Annotated in this window: 18 protein-coding genes and 1 tRNA gene; 5 read left to right on the top strand and 14 right to left on the bottom strand. The window is 64.8% G+C overall.

Annotation, left to right across the window (positions count from 1 at the left end; genetic code table 11):
- Window positions 1-163: 163 nt before the first annotated feature.
- From H9639_RS11745 to H9639_RS11760, 4 genes are read left to right on the top strand one after another with little or no spacing between them, the layout of a single operon-like run.
- On the top strand, window positions 164-1,360 hold the full coding sequence (locus H9639_RS11745) for a sensor histidine kinase (protein ID WP_191808264.1): 1,197 nt from the start codon (window positions 164-166) through the stop codon (window positions 1,358-1,360).
- Window positions 1,361-1,397: 37 nt separating this feature from the next.
- Window positions 1,398-2,129, top strand: a complete 732-nt coding sequence (locus H9639_RS11750) for a LytR/AlgR family response regulator transcription factor (RefSeq protein ID WP_191808420.1) — start codon at window positions 1,398-1,400, stop codon at window positions 2,127-2,129.
- On the top strand, window positions 2,126-2,503 hold the full coding sequence (locus H9639_RS11755; RefSeq protein WP_225219512.1) for a hypothetical protein: 378 nt from the start codon (window positions 2,126-2,128) through the stop codon (window positions 2,501-2,503). Before H9639_RS11750 ends, H9639_RS11755 begins: the two co-directional genes overlap by 4 nt.
- A gap of 6 nt (window positions 2,504-2,509) precedes the next feature.
- Window positions 2,510-3,997: a sodium/solute symporter gene (locus H9639_RS11760; protein WP_191808265.1), complete on the top strand. Its 1,488-nt coding sequence runs from the start codon at window positions 2,510-2,512 to the stop codon at window positions 3,995-3,997.
- A gap of 24 nt (window positions 3,998-4,021) precedes the next feature.
- Here H9639_RS11760 and H9639_RS11765 read toward each other — a convergent pair whose 3' ends face one another.
- The 6 genes from H9639_RS11765 to rpsB form a co-directional block, all read right to left on the bottom strand.
- The gene (locus H9639_RS11765) at window positions 4,022-4,600 is read right to left on the bottom strand and encodes a DivIVA domain-containing protein (protein WP_404799624.1); all 579 of its coding nucleotides are present in this window, start codon (window positions 4,598-4,600) and stop codon (window positions 4,022-4,024) included.
- 112 nt (window positions 4,601-4,712) lie between these two features.
- Entirely contained in the window at window positions 4,713-5,591 is an 879-nt protein-coding gene (locus tag H9639_RS11770) for a phosphatidate cytidylyltransferase (RefSeq protein WP_225219513.1), read from the bottom strand.
- 77 nt (window positions 5,592-5,668) lie between these two features.
- Window positions 5,669-6,226: a ribosome recycling factor gene (frr, locus tag H9639_RS11775; protein WP_191808267.1), complete on the bottom strand. Its 558-nt coding sequence runs from the start codon at window positions 6,224-6,226 to the stop codon at window positions 5,669-5,671.
- Window positions 6,227-6,382: 156 nt separating this feature from the next.
- Complete coding sequence (pyrH, locus tag H9639_RS11780) at window positions 6,383-7,114, bottom strand: UMP kinase (protein WP_191808268.1); 732 nt, start codon at window positions 7,112-7,114, stop codon at window positions 6,383-6,385.
- Window positions 7,115-7,269: 155 nt separating this feature from the next.
- Window positions 7,270-8,109, bottom strand: coding sequence for a translation elongation factor Ts (gene tsf / locus H9639_RS11785; RefSeq protein WP_191808269.1), 840 nt, complete (start codon window positions 8,107-8,109; stop codon window positions 7,270-7,272).
- 135 nt (window positions 8,110-8,244) lie between these two features.
- On the bottom strand, window positions 8,245-9,117 hold the full coding sequence (gene rpsB, locus H9639_RS11790) for a 30S ribosomal protein S2 (RefSeq protein ID WP_191808270.1): 873 nt from the start codon (window positions 9,115-9,117) through the stop codon (window positions 8,245-8,247).
- A gap of 484 nt (window positions 9,118-9,601) precedes the next feature.
- Here rpsB and H9639_RS11795 point away from each other — a divergent pair, with 484 nt between their 5' ends.
- Window positions 9,602-10,390 carry a M23 family metallopeptidase gene (locus H9639_RS11795; RefSeq protein WP_318242069.1) on the top strand — a complete coding sequence of 263 codons (789 nt, stop codon included), beginning with the start codon at window positions 9,602-9,604 and terminating at the stop codon, window positions 10,388-10,390.
- A 50-nt stretch (window positions 10,391-10,440) separates the two neighbouring features.
- On the opposite strand, the gene H9639_RS11800 is transcribed toward H9639_RS11795, so the two are convergent.
- The 8 genes from H9639_RS11800 to H9639_RS11835 all read right to left on the bottom strand — a co-directional run bounded on the left by H9639_RS11800 (window position 10,441) and on the right by H9639_RS11835 (window position 18,794).
- The gene (locus tag H9639_RS11800) at window positions 10,441-11,625 is read right to left on the bottom strand and encodes an acyl-CoA dehydrogenase family protein (RefSeq protein ID WP_191808271.1); all 1,185 of its coding nucleotides are present in this window, start codon (window positions 11,623-11,625) and stop codon (window positions 10,441-10,443) included.
- A 266-nt stretch (window positions 11,626-11,891) separates the two neighbouring features.
- Window positions 11,892-11,965: transfer RNA gene (locus H9639_RS11805), tRNA-Ile, on the bottom strand.
- Window positions 11,966-12,304: 339 nt separating this feature from the next.
- Window positions 12,305-13,501 carry a glycosyltransferase gene (locus H9639_RS11810; protein ID WP_191808272.1) on the bottom strand — a complete coding sequence of 399 codons (1,197 nt, stop codon included), beginning with the start codon at window positions 13,499-13,501 and terminating at the stop codon, window positions 12,305-12,307.
- A gap of 44 nt (window positions 13,502-13,545) precedes the next feature.
- Complete coding sequence (locus H9639_RS11815) at window positions 13,546-14,472, bottom strand: DMT family transporter (RefSeq protein ID WP_191808273.1); 927 nt, start codon at window positions 14,470-14,472, stop codon at window positions 13,546-13,548.
- A gap of 39 nt (window positions 14,473-14,511) precedes the next feature.
- Window positions 14,512-15,144, bottom strand: a complete 633-nt coding sequence (locus H9639_RS11820) for a CDP-alcohol phosphatidyltransferase family protein (protein ID WP_318242070.1) — start codon at window positions 15,142-15,144, stop codon at window positions 14,512-14,514.
- Between the two features lie 33 nt (window positions 15,145-15,177).
- Window positions 15,178-16,014 carry a phage holin family protein gene (locus H9639_RS11825; protein ID WP_191808274.1) on the bottom strand — a complete coding sequence of 279 codons (837 nt, stop codon included), beginning with the start codon at window positions 16,012-16,014 and terminating at the stop codon, window positions 15,178-15,180.
- 64 nt (window positions 16,015-16,078) lie between these two features.
- Window positions 16,079-17,548 (bottom strand): sugar porter family MFS transporter, encoded by a 1,470-nt coding sequence (locus H9639_RS11830; RefSeq protein ID WP_225219514.1) that lies wholly within the window; start codon window positions 17,546-17,548, stop codon window positions 16,079-16,081.
- Window positions 17,549-17,630: 82 nt separating this feature from the next.
- The gene (locus H9639_RS11835) at window positions 17,631-18,794 is read right to left on the bottom strand and encodes an NAD(P)-dependent malic enzyme (RefSeq protein WP_191808275.1); all 1,164 of its coding nucleotides are present in this window, start codon (window positions 18,792-18,794) and stop codon (window positions 17,631-17,633) included.
- Between the last annotated feature and the right edge of the window lie 324 nt (window positions 18,795-19,118).

Raw genomic sequence — 19,118 nt, forward strand, 5'->3', positions numbered from 1 at the left:
CTGACCCTGAACACCACGCACCGTCTGTGATGGCCATCACTTTTCCAACTCCAGGGGCCTCCTGCCACTTTCGCCGCACCCAGGTCGGTGAACGGACTGTTCCGTGCGCCCAACGGCATCCCGGCAGCGGTTTGACCGTCCTGGGACTGGGTAGGGTTTAGGCATGCCTGCAGCCGTCGACATCGCCCTGGTCTGCGCCGTTGCCGTGCTCACCCTCGCCGCGGTCGGCGCACTCGGCTACCGGCTGAGCCGCTCCCAGCGGGATTTGGGCTCCGACGCCGAGCGCGCCGCCTACGCGACTTTGCACACCGCATCGCTGGCCGCCAGGCACCTGCGTTCCGGTCTGACTCCCGCCGGGGCCTCCCGCGCCAGCCGGCATCTTCGGGGCCTGCTGCGGTGCGAGACCCTGCTGCTGACAGATACCGCTGCCGTGCTCGCCTGGGAGGGATCACTGCCGGACACTCCGGCCCGCCGCGAGCGGGTACTGCTGGCGGCGCGGGGCGTGCAGGACAGCGGCCGCACCAGAGTGTTCCGCGGTCCGGCGCTGCGGGCGCTGGGGCTCGATGAAGGCGGCGAGCTGCTGATCTGCCCGCTGCGGGTGAACGGGCAGGCTGCCGGAACACTGGGGGTGTTCGCCCCGGCACTGAGCGCAGGACTGATCCGCGCCACGAACGATGTGGCCGGCTGGGTGGCGGCCCAGCTGGAGCTGATCGAGCTCGACACCTCCCGTGCCCTGCTGATGGAGGCTGAGGTGCGGGCCCTGCGGGCGCAGATCAGCCCGCATTTCATCTACAACTCGCTGAACGCCATCGCCTCCTACATCAATACGGACCCTGCCCGGGCGCGGGAGCTGGTGGTGGAGTTCGCGGATTTCACCCGGTATTCCTTCCGCCGGCACGGAGACTTCACCACCCTGGCGGAGGAGCTGACCTCCATAGACCGCTACCTGCTTCTGGAGCGGGCCAGATTCGGGGAACGCCTGAAGGTCAGCCTGCAGATCAGTCCCGAGGTCCTGGGCACGGTCATCCCGTTCCTGTCCCTGCAGCCGCTGGTGGAGAACTCGGTGCGGCATGGCCTGGAAGCGCTGGAGGGCGAAGGCCATATTTCCATTGCGGCGCGGGATGCCGGGGCGATGGCGGAAATCACCGTGGAGGATAACGGGGTGGGAATGGACCCCGCCGCGCTGCGCACCCTGCTCGCGGGCCACGCCGAGGGGGACCATGTGGGGCTGCGCAACGTGGATGTGCGCCTCCGCCAGCTCTACGGCGACGCGCACGGACTCGTGATCGACACCGCTGAGGGCGCAGGAATGCTGATCACCATGCGCATCCCCAAGTCGCAGCCGGGACACCGGACCTAGAGCAAGTAGTCTGGGTCACATGTCCCATTCCGCAAAGCTGCTCAATGTGGTGGTTGTCGACGACGAAGTGCCGGCAGTGGAGGAACTGGCGTTCCTCCTGGGCCGGGATGCCCGCATCGGAACCATTCTGCGTGCCTCCAGCGGAGCACAGGCCCTGCACGCACTGGAAACCGCGGACATCGATGCCGTTTTCCTGGACATCCATATGCCCGCGCTGTCCGGCCTGGACATCGCCCGGGCGCTGGCCCGCAGGGAGCGGCCGCCCGCCGTCGTCTTTGTCACCGCCGATGAGGATCATGCCCTGGATGCTTTTGAGCTGGCCGCATTGGATTACCTGCTCAAGCCGGTGCGCCCTGAGCGGCTGACCGAGTCGGTCCGGCGGATCACCGAATCCTTGGCCGGACCGGAGGCGGGGTCCGCAGACGAGGGTGATGTGGTGACTGTGGTCCAGGGTGCCACCACGCGGATGATCCGGCGGGAGGACATCCGCTATGTGCAGGCACAGGGTGACTATGCCCGGCTGCACACCGCCGAGACCAGCTACCTGATCAGGATTCCGCTGGCGGAACTCGAAGCGCAGTGGGCGGACGCCGGGTTCCTGCGCATCCACCGTTCGTATTTGGTGGCCCGGCATCAGATCCGGCAGGTCCGCCTGTCCGGAGGCCGCGCCAGCATCCGGATCGGCACGGTGGAGCTGCCGGTCAGCCGCCGGCATCTGCCGACCGTGCGCAGCACCCTGGCCACCGGCCGGGTCAGGCCCACGGCATGAGTGCGGAACACCGCCCGCAGCGGGTACGGGTAACTGCTCCGGCCCGTCCGGGATCCTCCGCGCCGGCGTTCCCGGTTGCTCGCGAAATAGACGAGCAGTCCGAGGTGGGGGAAGTTTTCCTGTCTTCCCTGATCCGGTCGCAGCTGCGGCTGGCCCTGGTTGTCGCCGGAGGCTTCGGGCTGATTCTGCTCGGGGTGCCGCTGCTGCTGGCCGCCGTTCCGCAGATCGGGGAACTGGCGGCGTTCGGCATCCCGGTGCCCTGGCTGCTCCTGGGTCTGGGTGTTTATCCGCTGGTAATCGTCAGCGGTGCCCTGTACGTGCGCAGCGCCAACCGGAACGAGGCCCGCTTCCAGGATCTGCTCGACGATGCGTAGCTGCGCATGACCTGGGACGTGAGCGCCGGCGTCGGCTACGCGGCGCTGGCTGCCGTGACGGCCGTGACCCTGCTGATCGGCGCCTACGGGCTGCGGATCTCCCGCACCACCAGCGACTTCTATGTGGCCTCCCGGACGGTGAAACCCTGGTGGAACGCCTCAGCGATCGGCGGCGAGTACCTTTCCGCCGCCAGTTTCCTGGGCATTGCCGGACTGGTACTGGTCTCCGGTGCCGATGCGCTGTGGTTCCCCATCGGCTATACCGCCGGCTATCTGATGCTGCTGCTGTTCGTTGCGGCTCCGCTGCGCAGGTCCGGTGCCTACACCGTGCCGGACTTCGCAAAGGCCCGGCTGGAATCCCTGACCGCCCGGCGGGTAACCAGTCTGCTGGTGGTGGCGGTGGGGTGGCTGTACATCGTCCCGCAGCTGCACGGGGCCGCTCTGACCGTCAGCCTGACCACCGGTCTGCCGGGATGGGCCGGCTCTGCGGCGGTGGTGGTGATTGTGTGCCTGAGCGTCCTGAGCGGCGGAATGCGCTCCATCACCTTCGTGCAGGCCTTCCAGTACTGGCTCAAACTCGCTGCCCTGGCCGTTCCTGTGCTGTTTATCCTTTTCCGGCTGGGCGCGGAGGGCACCTCCTGGACCGGTCACGGTGCGGCCTTCGGCTCCGGACTGGATCCGGTGATGGCCGACTCCGTGTACCGGAATGTGTCACTGAGCATCGCCCTGCTCTGCGGCACCCTCGGCCTGCCGCATGTCCTGGTGCGTTTTTACACCAACCCGGATGGCGTTTCCGCCCGGCGCACCACACTGATTGTGCTCGGTCTGCTTTCCATCTTCTATGTGTTCCCCACCCTGTACGGCATTCTGGGCCGGCTCTACCTGCCGGAGCTGGCGGCGGAAGGAAATGCGGATGCGACAGTCCTGCTGCTGCCGGCCCGGATTTTCGACGGCGCCCTGGGCGATCTCCTGGCTGCCTGCGTGACGGCCGGGGCCTTCGCGGCGTTCCTCTCCACCAGCAGCGGGCTGATTGTGTCCCTCGCGGGAGTGATCAGTCAGGAGCTGTTCCGGGGCAGCGTCAGCGGATTCCGCGCGGGAACCCTCCTGGCCGGGGCGGTGCCGCTGGGCCTTGCTCTGCTGACGAACACGCAGGCGCTGGCCGGAAGCGTGGGAATGGTGTTTGCGTTCACGGCGTCCACGCTGTGCCCGCTGCTGCTGCTGGGAATCTGGTGGCGGCGTCTGACGGCGGCGGGCGCAGTAGCGGGAATGCTCAGTGGAGCGCTGCTCTGCGGCGGGGCGATCGTGGCCGGAGGGGTGCTTTCCCTCGCGGGAAGGATGGTGCCGGTATGGCTGGAGCAGCCGGCAGCGTGGACCGTCCCGGCAGCGTTTGCCGTGACCGTGGGGGTTTCGCTGCGTGCCGCTGGCGCGGTTCCCGCCGGAACCGCACGGTTCCTGGCCAGGCTTCACACCCCGGAGCGGCGGGTCAGCCGCTAGCGCTGCCGGTCCTGCGGCAGTGCTCTAGTCGATTGCGGCCATCAGTTCGACGACCCGGTCCAGGAACGCGTCCACCTGCGTTTCCTCATAACCGGCGTCGCCCTTGGCTTCGCGGAAAACGGCCCGGCGGACGACGTCGACGCTCAGCGGCTTGTCATGTTCAAAGTAGCCGAGGAGTTCGTTGCACAGGGCATCGACGTCGCGCACGTTGTAGCTGTGCGCCCGCTTCTTGGAGGGACGGCGGAACCTCTCCCCCGGTTTGCGGTGCAGCCGGGCCCGCAGGACGGCAGACGTGCGGCCGATCTGGAGCAGCCAGGCTTCCTCGCCCTTTTCCTGGATGAGGCGGTCGCGCTCCCGCTGGGAGAAGACGTCTTCCAGCCGGTCCAGCGCGGCGTCGACTGCCTGCGCTTCGTAGCCTCCCTTGGCGGGATCGAAGGCCATGGAACGGACGTGGCTGCTGGTAATGACTTTGGCTCCAGGCTTCTCAGAGTTGTAATAGTTCCGGGCCCGAGTCAGGAATTCATCGACCTGACGGACGTTGTAGCCGTACTCCCTGCGGCCCACACGCTCAAAGGGGGCACTGGCCTGCCTCACATCGTTCATGGTCAACTAATCCTTTAGTGTCACGTCGTCTTCCGCCACGGGATGCGGGACCGTCGAAAATATCTTACGTGCAAACCGGCTCCGGACCCGGTAATGACTCCCCGGAGGGACGCTACATTGCGCCGGGCACCAGCAGGACGGAGAGCAGGAAGACCACCGGGGACGCGAAGACCACCGAATCCAGGCGGTCCATGGCGCCTCCATGTCCGGGCAGAAGGTTGGACATATCCTTGACGCCCAGCTCGCGTTTGATCATGGATTCCGAGAAATCCCCGGCTGTCGCAGCGGCGACGGTGGCTACCGCCAGTACCAGCCCAAACCACCACGGCTGGTCCAGGAAAAGCACGGCCGCGAGAATACCCACAACGGTGGCCCCGGCAACGGAGCCGCCGAACCCTTCCCAGGATTTCTTCGGGCTGATCTTGGGGGCCATGGGATGTTTGCCGGTCAGCGCGCCCACCAGATACCCGCAGGTGTCATTGGCAACCACCAGCAGCAGCAGCACTGCCACCCGGATCTGCCCTTCCGGCTCCCGCAGGAGCAGCAGGGCGAAGGAGAGCAGGAAGGGAATCCAGAGGATAACGAAGACACCGGCCAGGATGCTGCGCAGGGCATCCTGCGCAGTATCAATGGCGCGCCACAGCAGGACGGCGATGCCGGTGCCCGCCAGTGCGAAGGCCAGAGCTTCGGTCCCGCCGAAGTAGGCTGCCAGCGGGACCGCGACGGATCCCACCAGCACCGGCACCTGGGGGACCTTGATCCCGCGCACTTCCAGCGCGCGGGAGACCTCCCAAACGCCTACGACGGAGAAGGCCGCGGCAATGGCCACGATCGCCAGCGGGCTGAACAACAGGCCCACCATGAGGGCGCCCAGAAGTACCAGGCCGACTGCAATGGCTGCGGGCAGGTTCCGCCCCGCCTTGGAAGGCTTGCGTTCAGCACGCTTGCGGGTAGCCGCCTTACGCGCCCGCCGTCCGTCAGGAACGCTCATATCCGTGCCCTTCACTGCCGGGCCTGCCTCAGGAGACGGGAAACCGCCAGCCTGGGTTGGAGGCTGGGATTGGCTCATCAGACCTCGAGCAGCTCGGCTTCCTTGCGCTTGAGCAGGTCATCGATGGACTCCGTGTGCGCCTTGGTCAGCGCATCCAGATCCTTCTCGGCACGGGCGCCGTCGTCTTCGCCGATCTCCCCGTCCTTGACCAGGCGGTCCAGCGAGTCCTTGGCCTTGCGGCGGATGTTCCGCACGGAGACCTTGGCGTCTTCACCCTTGCCACGGACGATCTTGACGTATTCCTTACGCCGGTCCTGCGTCAGTTCCGGCATGATCACGCGGATGACCTTGCCGTCGTTGGACGGATTCGCACCCACCTCGGAATCGCTCAGCGCGCGTTCAATCGCACGCAGCGCGGTCACGTCGTAGGGGGTGATCAGGAGTGTGCGGGCGTCCGGCGTCGCAAAGGAGGCCAGCTGCTGCAACTGCGTGGGGGAACCGTAGTAGTCCACCAGGACCTTGGAGAACAGTGCAGGGTTCGCCCGTCCCGTCCGGATGGTCGAGAAGTCCTCCTTGGCGACCTCCACAGCCTTGTCCATTTTGACGGCCGCCTCTTTCAAGGTCTCTTCGATCACGGTGTCTCCTCAGTACAGGGAAGCCATTGCAGGAAAATACCCATGCAGTGGCACGGTTTGGGCTCTTCTACCATCCTAACCCGCGCGGCTCCCAGCCTGCGCACCCGGGCGGTACCGCGGGTGCCCAGGCGGAGAGCCGCCGTCGGACCGGAGCCGCTAGTTGGAGACGATCGTTCCGATCTTCTCGCCACGGATCGCGCGGGTGACGTTGCCTTCACCCTCCATGCCGAACACCACCATGGAGAGGTTGTTGTCCTTGCACATGGTCATAGCCGTCTGGTCCATGACCCGGATGTCCTGGCGCAGAGCGTCGTCATACGTGAGCGTCTCGAGCCGGGTGGCGGTGGCGTCCTTGTTCGGATCGGCAGTGTAAACCCCGTCAACGCCGGACTTGGCCATCAGGACCTCGTCCGCGTGCACCTCGAGGGCGCGCTGGGCAGCTACGGTATCGGTGGAGAAGTAGGGCAGGCCGGCACCGGCGCCGAAGATGACCACACGGCCCTTTTCCAGGTGGCGGATGGCGCGCCGCGGAATGTAGGCCTCGGCAACCTGGCCCATGGTGATGGCACTCTGGACCCGGGTTTCCACCCCGGCCTGCTCCAGGAAGTCCTGCAGCGCGAGGCAGTTCATCACTGTTCCGAGCATCCCCATGTAGTCGGCGCGGGAGCGGTCCATGCCGCTGAGGGAGAGTTCAGCTCCGCGGAAGAAGTTGCCTCCGCCGACGACGATTGCAGTTTCGACCTCTCCTACTGTCGCTGCGATCTGCTTGGCCACTCCGCGTACCGTCTCGGGATCCACGCCCAGCTTGCCGCCGCCGAAAACCTCTCCGGAGAGTTTGAGCAGTACGCGGCGGCGCGGGGTTTCGGTTTCTGTCAGGGGGTGATCCATGGTGCCTCCCGGGGCATTGGCTGAGGATAACGTGTCAGCTGTTTTCAAGAATAGTGAGGTGTTTCGGACAGGCAAAAGGGGTGGCCACCTTTCGGTGGCCACCCCCTCTATGCCATCATGGCGCGTCCGCGATGCGTCCGCAGCTGCTTAGGGCCTTAGGCGCCTACGCGGAACCGTGCGAAGGCGGTCGGCTTGACGCCGGCCTCTTCCAGCACGGCGGCGACGGTCTTCTTGGCGTCCTTGGCGAACGGCTGGTCCAGCAGGACGATTTCCTTGAAGAAACCGGTCAGGCGGCCTTCGACGATCTTCGGCAGCGCGGCTTCCGGCTTGCCTTCGGCGCGTGCGGTTTCGTCAGCGATGCGGCGCTCGTTCTCCACGATGTCGGACGGAACTTCGTCGCGGGTCAGGTAGGTCGGAGCGTAAGCAGCGGTGTGGACTGCGACGTCGTGGGCTGCGGTGAAGGCAGCGTCACCTTCGCCGTCAACAGCGAAGAGCACGCCAACCTGTGCCGGCAGATCCTTGGAGGTCTTGTGCAGGTAGGCATCAACGGTCTTGCCTTCGACGCGTGCAACGCGGCGGACAACAACCTTCTCGCCCAGGATGGCGCCTTCTTCGACGACGATCTCGGAGAGCGGCTTGCCGTCAACTTCGTAGGCGAGCAGGGCCTCGGCATCGGCAGCGCCGGATTCGATGGCTGCGGCCAGGACGCGGTCAGCCAGTTCAATGAACTTGGCGGACTTGGCGACGAAGTCGGTCTCGCAGTTGAGTTCGATCATGACACCGACGGTGCCGTCGATGACCTTGGCAGCAACCAGGCCCTCAGCGGTCGAACGGCCTTCGCGCTTGGTGGCGCCCTTCAGGCCCTTGATGCGGATGAGCTCCATGGCCTTGTCGGCATCGCCGTTGGCCTCGTCGAGAGCTTTCTTCACATCCATCATGCCGGCGCCTGTGCGCTCGCGCAGAGCCTTGATATCAGCAGCGGTGTAGTTCGCCATTTGGACTCCAGTCCTCCCGTAATAAAAGTAATGGTGCTGTTCCGCCGCGCGGCCGGCAGGGAATCCCGGCCAGCCGCGCTGAGCAGATTTCCCAAAGATGGCCGCCTTTCGGCAGCCATCTTTGGGGACTTCGTTTTACTTCTCCGTTGCGTCCTCAGCGGGAGCTTCGGCAGCCGGTGCTTCTGCAGCTTCGGCGGCCGGGGCTTCAGCAGCCGGTGCTTCGGTGGCTTCAGCGGCCGGGGCAGCTGCGCCTTCGAGCAGTTCGCGCTCCCACTCAGCCAGCGGCTCTGCCGGGGCTTCGGTGTTGCCGGCCTTGTTGTGGCGGGCGATCAGGCCCTCCGCAACGGCGTCGGCGATGACGCGGGTCAGCAGGTTGACGGAGCGGATGGCGTCGTCGTTGCCCGGGATCGGGAAGTCGACGTCGTCCGGATCGCAGTTGCTGTCGAGGATGGCAACAACCGGGATGTTCAGCTTCTGGGCCTCGTCAACGGCGAGGTGTTCCTTCTGGGTGTCCACGATCCAGACCACGGACGGAGCCTTGGTCAGGTTGCGGATGCCGCCGAGGTTGGTTTCCAGCTTGGTCAGTTCACGCTTGAGGAGCAGGAGCTCCTTCTTGGTGTGACCGGAAGCCGCGACGTCGTCGAAGTTGATCTCTTCGAGTTCCTTCATGCGCTGGATGCGCTTGGCGACAGTCTGGAAGTTGGTGAGCATGCCACCGAGCCAGCGCTGGTTGACGTACGGCTGGCCAACGCGGGTGGCCTGCTCAGCGATGGCCTCCTGGGCCTGCTTCTTGGTACCGACGAACAGTACGGTTCCGCCGTGGGCAACGGTGGCCTTGACGAACTCGTAGGCGCGGTCGATGTAGGACAGCGACTGCTGCAGGTCGATGATGTAGATGCCGTTGCGCTCGGTGAAGATGAAGCGCTTCATCTTCGGGTTCCAGCGGCGGGTCTGGTGACCAAAGTGGACGCCGCTGTCGAGCAGCTGGCGCATTGTAACGACGGGCATGTCGTCACTCCTTCCGGCAGCCGGCGGCGCTTAGCGCACGCAGGTAAAACTGCCTATTGACGGTTGATTGCGAAGCACCCGGCGGGTGCTGCTCCTGGTGCCCATCAGCCGCCGTCCTGTGACAGATGCCGGCGTGCGTCCCTTTACCGGTGTTGGCCGGACCGTAGGAACGCACCCACTTTCCCACTGCTGGGAAGCTGGATAATTGGGGCACGCGTAGTCAGCGTGCAGCGTGATTCCGAATCCCCCGTTACCCCGGAAAGCGTTCCTCAGCCGGTCGTTTTAAGACGGCGATTGAGGATTACCTGACTGGGCAGGGTGAATCGGCACGCAGCAAACTGCTTCGTCAAGTGTACTACAGCGGCGGCACCGTTCCGTCCTCTTCTCCTCCACAGCGGGAGGATGCTGCCGGGGCCTTCGGGCGCATCCACAAATGTCTTGGGGTGCGGTTCCAGCTGCCGGGTGGCGGAGTGGACTGTGCGCCATGTCTATTCTGCCTACGCTGCCGGATGAACCACCCCTGCGCCGGCCAGTGCCGCGCCAGCCAGTGCCGCGCCAGCCGACCCTGCGCCAGCTTGGTGGCCATCCGAAGTGCCCGCGCCCGGTACGGCTGCATTCCCTGCGGCGTACGGCCATTCCGGCGCGGCGATCTGCCCGGATGGCGGCGTGGTTAGCGGCGCTGCTGGCGGCACTGCTGGCTGGGTTGCTCGCGGTGCTGTTCATTTCTGCCGCTGCTGCAGATACGCCCGCAGCCGGAGCCGCCCGGCCCGCCGCCCAGCCGGGTCCGGCCGGCTTATGGGACTGGCCGCTGACACCGGAGCCCGGGGTGATCCGTCCGTTTGATAAACCCGGGCAGCGCTGGCTGGCCGGGCATCGCGGAGTTGATCTCGCCGCTTCCTCCGGCGACGCCGTTCGCAGTCCGGCCGACGGGATTGTCCGCTTCGCCGGGCATGTCGTGGACCGGCCCGTGCTCACCATCGACCACGGTGACGGCACACTGAGCAGTTTCGAACCCGTCACGGCGACGGTGGCCGTGGGCGAAACGGTTACCGCCGGCCAGACCGTGGGACTGCTGACCCCGGGCGGCGGCCTAACGACCGCCGACCCACACGATCGCAGTGCACCTGAACGCAGTCAGCCGCACTGCCCCAACACGTGTCTGCACTGGGGTGTGCGGCTTGACGGGGAGTACGTTGACCCGCTGCGTTACCTTCTGGACCGCCGGCCGAGCGTTTTGCTTCCACTGGCCGGCGGGATGGATGGGGGTGGATGATCCGCCCGTCCGGCGGATCAGGTGCCTGACCCGCCGGGCGGAATCTCCGGCTAGACGAATGCTGCGATTCCGGTGATGGCCCGGCCCGTCACCAGGGTGTTGATTTCATAGGTTCCCTCATAGGAGTAGATCGCTTCGGCGTCGGCGAAGATCTTGGCCATTCCGTAGTCGGTGACGATTCCGTTGCCGCCGAGGATACTGCGGCCCAGGGCAACCGATTCCCGCATGCGGGCTGTGGTGAAGGCCTTGGCCAGCGCCGACTGCTCGTCCTTGGCGCGGCCTTCATCCTCGAGCTGAGCCAGGCGGACCATCATCCCCATCGAGCTGACGGTGTTGCCGAGGATCTGCACCAGCTGCTCCTGCACCAGCTGGAAGGAGGCCAGCGGCTTGCCGAACTGTTCACGTTCCACTGCGTAGCGCCGGGCGACGTCGAATGCAGCCATCTGCTGCCCCACGGCCTGCCAGGCGACAGCCAGGCGGGTGACCTTCAGGACCTTGTTGGTATCGCGGAAGCTGTTGGCACCCTTGAGGTGGAAGTCATCGCTCACGACGACGTTTTCCAGCACAATGTCTGCGTTCTGCACGGTGCGGAGCGCGATCTTGTTCTCGATCTTCGTGGCTGAATAGCCTTCGGTCCGGGTATCCACCAGGAATCCCTTGACCTGGTTGTCCGCTTCGTCGCGGGCGTAGATGACCACCCAGTCGGAGAACGTTGCGTTCCCGATCCACCGTTTGGCGCCGTTGAGGATCCAGTTCCCGCCCTCGCGCCGTGCAGTGGTCCGGGTTCCGCCGGCCACATCCGATCCACCCAGGGGTTCGGTGAGCCCGAAAGCGCCGATCTTCTTCAGCGAGTAAATGTCAGGGAGCCAGGCTTCTTTTTGCTCGTCGGAGGCCAGAGCTTCAATGGACCCGGTGAACAGCCCGTCGTGCACTCCCATAAAGGTGGCAAAGGAGGTGTCCGCGCGGGTGAACTCAGCGTGGCAGAGCCCGGCAAACAGGTTGGAATATCCCTGCCGGTAGACCGGGGAGACGACGTCGAGTTCAGCCAGCTTGGGAATCATATGCATCGGGAACTCCCCGGCATTCCACCAGTCGCTGGCGTGCGGCTTCACTTCGGTGGTGAGCCATGCACGGACCTCATGCAGGCGGTCCCGCTCCTTATCGCTGAGCAGGTCCTCGAATGCGTAGAAGTCGCCGTCCGCGTACGGAAGATTATCGACGTCGATAGTTCCCATGAGATGTCCTTCGCTGATCCTGGGGTCATCCGGACAGTCAGGCCGGCTGCCCTTATGTTACCCACGAGTAACATTGAAGCACAATCCCCAGCTTTCCGGGTTCTGTACCCCCGGGATGCCCCGAAAGACCTCTGTTCAACCTGCTCAGAGCGTGGCGAGGGGGTGCGATCCGGGCGGCGCCGCCGGCCACCGTGCCCGCAGAAAAGCAAAAGAAAACCGGGGACCCCCGGAGGTTCGAAAACCTCCGGGAATCCCCGGTAACACGGTAGGGCTGGTGGGGCTTGAACCCACGACCCACGGATTATGAGTCCGCTGCTCTGACCGGCTGAGCTACAGCCCCGCGTGAACCCGCCGAATCCGGCAGGCAGTATAGACATCCTAATGTGCAGCGGGCCCGTCAACCGAATTCCCCCGGACGCGCCCGTGGCACACTGGGCCTGAGATCCCTCCAGCTGGCTGCGTCCGCCATGCGCAGGCAGGTTCCCGCGTTTGCCTCCGTTTTGGGAAAATCCCGCCGTTTGGTGGCCTCGTTCCCTCCGTTGTGGGGAATCCCAGCCGTTTGGTGGCACCGTTTGCCTCCGTTCTGGGAACACGCCGCCGTTTTGGGAAATCCCTCCGCTGCGCCGCGGGAGGGAATTCCCAAACTGGTCGATTTGTCCCAAAACGGAGCGTGGCCAGCCTAGGGAATGGCAGCCACGCTGTCCGCACCGCGGTAGAGGTCCTCGAAGGTGGACAGGGTCCCTTCCAGACTGTGCTTGTCCACCATTGCCCGGCTGTGCTGGCCCATGGCAGCGCGCTCATCGGCCGGCAGCGTCAGGATCTCGGTGATCCGGTTGGCCAGCTCGGCGCTGTCGCCGGGCTGGAAAAGGTAGCCGTTGCGGCCGTGGTCCACCAGGTGAGGCAGGGCCATGGCATCAGCGAGGAGCACCGGCGTCGATGCTGACATGGCTTCGAGGGTAACGAGGGACTGCAGTTCAGCGGTGCCCGGCATGCAGAACAAATCTGCGCGCAGGTAGGCCCGGCGAAGTTCAGCGTCATCCACCAGCCCGCGGAACACCACCCGGTCCTGCAGGCCAAGCCGTACAGCCTGGGCGATGAGAGCTGATTTCACCTCTCCCCCGCCAACAATTTCGACGTGCACGTTGAGTTCCTGCGGAGTTTTCGCCACGGCGTCGATGATGACATCGACGTGCTTTTCCTCGGCCAGGCGGCCAACGAACAGCACGGTGGGATGATCGGCGCGCTCGATCTGTTCACCGGGCTGCGTTTCGTAGGCCGAGGCATCGATGCCGTTGGACAGCGGCAGGACATCCGGCAGGGACGCATACTCGGTCATGGCCTTGGCGGCCAGCGGGGTCGGGGTGGTGACAACCGCGGCCTTGCCCATGACCCGGCCCATGTCCCGCCAGGAGTTGCGGGCGACGATCCGCTTGAACCACTTGGGGAACGGCAGGAACGGATCCAGGTTCTCGGGCATGAAGTGGTTCGTTGCAATAACACGGATACCGCGCTTGCGTGCCTCGTAGAGGGTGTACTCCCCCACCATGTAGTGGCACTGGATGTGCACAACGTCCGGCTTCACCCGGTCAAGCAGCATCGAAATGTGCTTCCGGATCTCCCACGGCAGGCAGATCCGCCAGTATTCATGGGTGGGCACTCCGTGGGAACGGAGCCGGTGCACGGTCCAGGGACCATCCGTTTCGGAATGGGCCGGTCCGTGGCCGGGGCTGGGGGCCAGCACATGGACGCTGTGCCCCCGATTGTGCATGCCCTGTGCCAGGCGGAAACCAAATTGGGCTGCCCCGTTCAGGTGGGGCGGGTAAGTGTCGCAGGCGATCAGGATGGTCAGCGGTTTATCTGCCGGTTCCTCGGTCACGGGGAAGTCCTCTTTTGGAGTTTCGGTGGTCAGGTCGGTGCGTGTCAGGGCTTGCGGGCAGCCTTCGCCGCCGCCGGCTTCTGCCGCCGCTTCTGGCTGTCCCGGCGCTTGATGACGTCCGGGTGATATCTGGACAGAGCGACCACCCCAACAATAGCAATCAGGGCACAGACTCCCATCGCAACACCCAGGACGGCGGGGACATCGGGGCGAAGTTCATTCAGCACACCAATTCCGATGGCGATCCCAACCATGGGATCAATGACCGTCAGCCCGGCAATAACCAGGTCCGGCGGGCCGCTGGAATAGGCGCTCTGCACAAACCAGGCCCCCAGTCCCCCCGCCACCGCGATGCCGACCAGGGTATACCAGGGCACGTTCAGCAGGAACCGCCCGTTGGGGTCCAGCAGGTCCGCAGCGATGGTCTTGGTCAGCACCGCAACAAAACCGAACAGGATGCCTGCACCAAGAATGTGGGCGATTGCTCCCAGCCGCTTTCCGAAAAGCAGGTTGAGCAGACCGAAAAATGCGACGACGACGGCGAGGATGAGCACGATGGTGATCTCTTGGCGGGGCTCGACTGTCTGCTCTGTCCGGGTGGCACCGACGGCCAGCAGCACGAAAAGCATGCTGCCTGCCACGCAGGCCACAATCGAGACCACGGTGATCCGGTTCAGCCGCAGGCCCTGGTCGCGGGAGTTCACGATGGTGGTGATCACCAAGGCCAGCGAGCCAATCGGCTGGACGACGGTGAGGGGCGCCATGGCAAGCGCCACCACGTTCAGCGCGGTACCGGTTGCCAGCAGCAGCAGGCCAAAAAGCCAGCGGGGATTGCGCAGCAGGCGCATGATCCCGGAGGAGTTCAGATCCAGTCCGCCGGTGTCGGCGCTGACGGCGCTGCCCTGGCGCTGGGCCCCGAAAGCCAGAAAAACGGCGCTGGCCAGCGCGCAGGCAATCGCAATTGCAGTCATGGCTGCAAACGTTTCGGGAGGGCAGCGTCCCGGCAGGCGTCAGGAACCATGGGGTGATCCCTCCGGAACGGCGGCCTGCCGCCGGTATTTCCGCCAGGACTGCACCATGTATCCGCCGAAGGCCAGCAGATGGCCGATGCAGCCGAGCAGCAGCACGGTATTTCCGGCGGCACCGAGCCACGCGTAGTCAAAACCCGGGACCCGCTGCAGCAGGAGCATGGGAGCCCCCAGCAGCAACAGCGCGGTACGGATCTTGCCGATGTTGCTCACCGGCAGGTTGGGGCTGCCCCTGAAGAGGATCAGCGAATTGGCCAGGAGGATCAGGTCCGGGATCACGATCGCCCACACGAGCCATGAGGGAGCGATCCCGTCCACCACGAAAACCACGGCCACAATGATCAGGGCCAGACGGTCCGCTGCAGGATCAAGCCATTTTCCCGTGCTGGAAACCTGATCCAGGCGCCGGGCCAGGTAACCGTCCACCCAGTCCGTGCAGCCTATGATCACCAGGGTCACGAAGGCCGGACCGTAACTGTCCCGGGCTATGAACCAGGCAAAGAGCGGCACGCCAAGGAAACGCAGGATCGTGATCAGGTTGGGAATGGTCCAGAAGGTATCCAGGACGCGTTCCCCCCGGCCCGGACGAGAACCGGCGCCGATGAGTCTGATCACTATCCGGCTCCCTTTGCCTTTCTGTCCACGCCGCTATTTGCGCAAAAGCCTGCGCAGAAGAATGCCCATTGCCAGGAGAGAGGCACCCAGCACCGCGAGCGGCTGTTTCCGTTCCCGGAGCATCGCACCGACTTCGTCGGCGGTGCCGCCGGACCCGCTGCCGCTGCCGGAGTCTGCACTGCCGGAACGGCGGGCAGCGGCGCGGCGTGCCTTAAGCTCAGCCATCTGCTTCTTGACATCGGCCTTTTCGCCGAGCCCGTCGCGGACCGCAGCCATGTGTTCGCGGCGCTGACGGAGCCGGATCCGCAGTTCCTCGGGGGTCGGCTTGCGGACGGCATCCTCAGGCTTCTCCTGCTGGCCCTTGCCTTCGTCCTTGGTCTTGGGCTGCTTCGGCTTGTCCAGGGTGGCCGGGTCGAAGCTGCGGCCTTCCTTGAGGACTCCGAGGTCATACCGGACTCCGCGCAGGGCATCCTCCGGCAGGAGAGGCATGGTCTTTTTGAAACGGGAGATGCCGATCAGCGCCGCGATCCCGGCGATCACCAGGAACAACGCGGCGATGAGCAGCGCCGCCAGCCAGGCCGGCATCACTGTCGCCAGTCCAAGAATTGCGGCCGCGATCAGAGCAACACCCAGGGCAGCGAGGAAGAGGAGCGCGGCCACCAGCAGGCCGGCGGCTATGCCGGCCTTGATGCCCTTCTGCTTCATCTCTGCCAGTGCCAGGGACAATTCGTCGCTGATCTGCCTGGGCAGCAGGCGCGCCATGACCTTGGACAATCCAACGATGGAGGAGCTCCCGTTGGCCCGTTGGGTCCTGGTGCTTGCGGAGCTGTTCATCGACCCTGCTTCCGTCTGCTGGTTAGTCGTTGCCATTACCCAAAATTACCATTCTCCTCAGAATTCACGGCTTAGACCTTTTCACCGTCTGTCCCAGCAGTCACAAATTGTCCCGGTCGGCTTCCAACTCGCGGCCGGAGAGCTCGGGCAGCTTGGTCTTGACGAACCAGAACGAGACTACGGCGAAGATCGTGAAGATCGCGTACATGATCCACAGTCCGAAGTTCTCGCTGACCCAGGGGAACGACAGCGTCACGATGAAATTGAACACCCAGTTCACCATGGTGCTCAGCCCCAGTGCCAGTGACCGGATTTTATTCGGGAAAATCTCTCCCAGGGTCACCCACATGACCGGGCCCCAGGTGGCGGCAAAGAAGACCACAAACAGGTTCGCACCAATCAGCGCGATCGCTCCCCACGGCTGGGGCAGCAGGATTTCGCCGCTGCTGTCATCGGCTTGGAAGAAGGAGACGGTTGCGGCCAGCAGGCCGATGAACATACCGACCGAGCCGATCATGAGCAGCTTCCGCCGGCCGACCCGGTCCACGAACGCAATGGCGACAATCGTCATCAGCACGTTGACCACCGAGGTGATGACCGACGTCGTAAAGGAATCGGATTCGCTGAAGCCGACAGACTGCCACAGGGTGGTCGAGTAGTAGAAGATCGCGTTGATACCGACCAGCTGCTGCAGCGCCGCGATGGCCATGCCCACCCAGAGGATAGGTTTCAAGCCGAGCATGCTGCCGCGCAGGTCCGCGTAGGTTGCCCGTTCTTCATGCTCGAAGCTGTCCCGGATCTCGGTGATCTTGCGGTCCGTATTTTCGACGCCGGTGATGTCCCGGAGCACGCGGGCAGCTTCTTCATCGCGGTTCTTACGCACCAGGTACTGCGGGGACTCTGGAATCGTCAGTGCGAGAATGCCGTAGACGATGGCCGGGAAAACACCGACCAGCAGCATCCAGCGCCAGGCAGCCATCCCCCACCAGAGTTCGTTGAACGCACTTCCGGCAGTGTTAGCCAGGAACGCGTCGGAGAGCAGTGCCGCAAAAATACCCAGCGTGATGGCCAGCTGCTGAATGGACCCCAGCGCACCGCGCCATTTGGCGGGCGCCACTTCGGCAATGTAGCCCGGGGCAATCACGGAGGCGGTACCGATGGCCAGGCCGCCGATAAGACGCCAGAACATCAGGTCCCAGACGCTGAACGCCCAGGCCGAGCCCACCGAGTTCAGCGCGAAGAGGATGGCGGCGGTTACCATAACGCTTTTCCGACCGAGCCGGTCCGCCAGCTGTCCGGCGAACCAGGCGCCAATGGCACACCCGAGCAGGGTAATGGCTACGGTAAAGCCCAAAACACCTGCGCTGAGATCGAATTCGCCGCCAATGGCATCAACGGCACCATTGATGACCGCGGTATCAAAACCGAACAGCAGGCCGCCCACGGCGGCGGCAATAGTTACGCCTATGACTTTGGCGGGGTGCGAGATATGTCCCGCACCCTCCTGGCTAGGCCCTGTCTGACTGGCACCCATCGGTTCCTCGGCTTTCATCGTGCTGGGAATAACCAATAAAGCCTACTTCAACAGTAAGCATGCTTTGTGGTGCTGGGAACGGCGGGCTCTCGAATCGGGTACCGGCGGCAGGCTCCCCTCAGCTTGTTTGGGCCGCGGCGCCCACAGCGGCTGCCACGGCGGGCGCCACCCGGGGGTCCAGCGGGCTGGGGACAATATGGTCGGCGGCCAGGTCAGACCCAACCAGATCTGCGATCGCCCCGGCAGCTGCCACCTTCATGGCGGACGTGATCCGGCGGGCACCACTGTCCAGCGCTCCCCGGAAGATCCCGGGAAAGGCCAGGACGTTGTTGATCTGGTTCGGAAAATCGCTCCGGCCCGTAGCAACCACCGCCGCGTAGCGTGCGGCGACCTCCGGGTGGATCTCGGGATCCGGGTTGGAAAGGGCGAAGATGATCGGCTCCGGCGCCATCGATGCCAGGACATCCTCAGGCACGGTGCCGGAGGACACACCCACAAAAACATCCGCTCCGGCCATCGCATCCGCGACGCCGCCTTCCAGGTTCCGCGGATTGGTGCGCTCTGCGAGATCCGCCTTGATCCCCTCCAGCTCCCGCCCGGTGGAGAGGATTCCGCGCGAATCCAGGACAACGACGTCGTGAATTCCGGCTTCCAGCAGAATGTTGGCACAGGCGACACCTGCGGCACCGGCACCGGAAATGACCACGCGGAGCGTGGTGAAATCCTTCCCGGTGACCCGGGCGGCGTTGGTCAGGGCGGCCAGCACCACAATTGCGGTGCCGTGCTGGTCATCATGCATCACGGGGCAGTCCAGCGCCTCGATCAGGCGCTGTTCGAGTTCGAAGCAGCGCGGCGCGGAGATATCTTCCAGGTTCACCGCCCCGAAGCTGGGCCGCAGCCGGACCAGGGTCTCGATGATCTCATCCACGTCCGTTGTTTCCAGGACCAGCGGAATGGAATTCAATCCGCCGAAGGTCTTGAACAGCGCAGATTTGCCTTCCATGACAGGAAGTGAAGCTGCCGCTCCGATGTTCCCCAGCCCCAGCACGGCCGTGCCGTCGCTGACCACCGCAACCAGGCGGGAGGCCCAGGTGTGGGTGGCGGCCAGGGCCGGTTCGGCTGCGATGGCACGGCTGACCTGTGCGACACCGGGCGTGTAGGCGATGGAGAGCGCGCGGGCGGAATCCAGCGGCAGTGTCGTTTCGACCGAGAGTTTTCCGCCGGCGTGGGCGGCAAAAATCTCCTCGGTGCTGATGGCAGAGGGGGTCACGGTGGACGTCATGAGGGTGCTCCTGATGCAGGGCCGAAAAGGGCTGCGCAGCGGAACCGGCTGGATCAGCGGCCGCGGAGGCGCGGAAAATGCGGAACAGTAGGGTTCCGGGACGGGCATCAGGATAGGTACGCCCCTGCCGTGTCCGGCTCCGGACATTGGTATGTCCAGGGCCCAGCGACGCGGCAGATTCCCCAGTCTAGCGGCGCGGTACGGAGGTATGGCAAATGTGTTTCGTTCGCGCCGCCGGGCGGTACGGCTCTTTGCCGCAGGAATCTTTGCCGCAGAAAAGAAAACCCCCGAGCAGGCACAGGCCTTCGGGGGTTTTCTGGTGGC

It is taken from the genome of Arthrobacter gallicola (assembly GCF_014836775.1).
In the GTDB taxonomy this organism is placed as follows: Bacteria; Actinomycetota; Actinomycetes; order Actinomycetales; family Micrococcaceae; genus Arthrobacter_B; species Arthrobacter_B gallicola.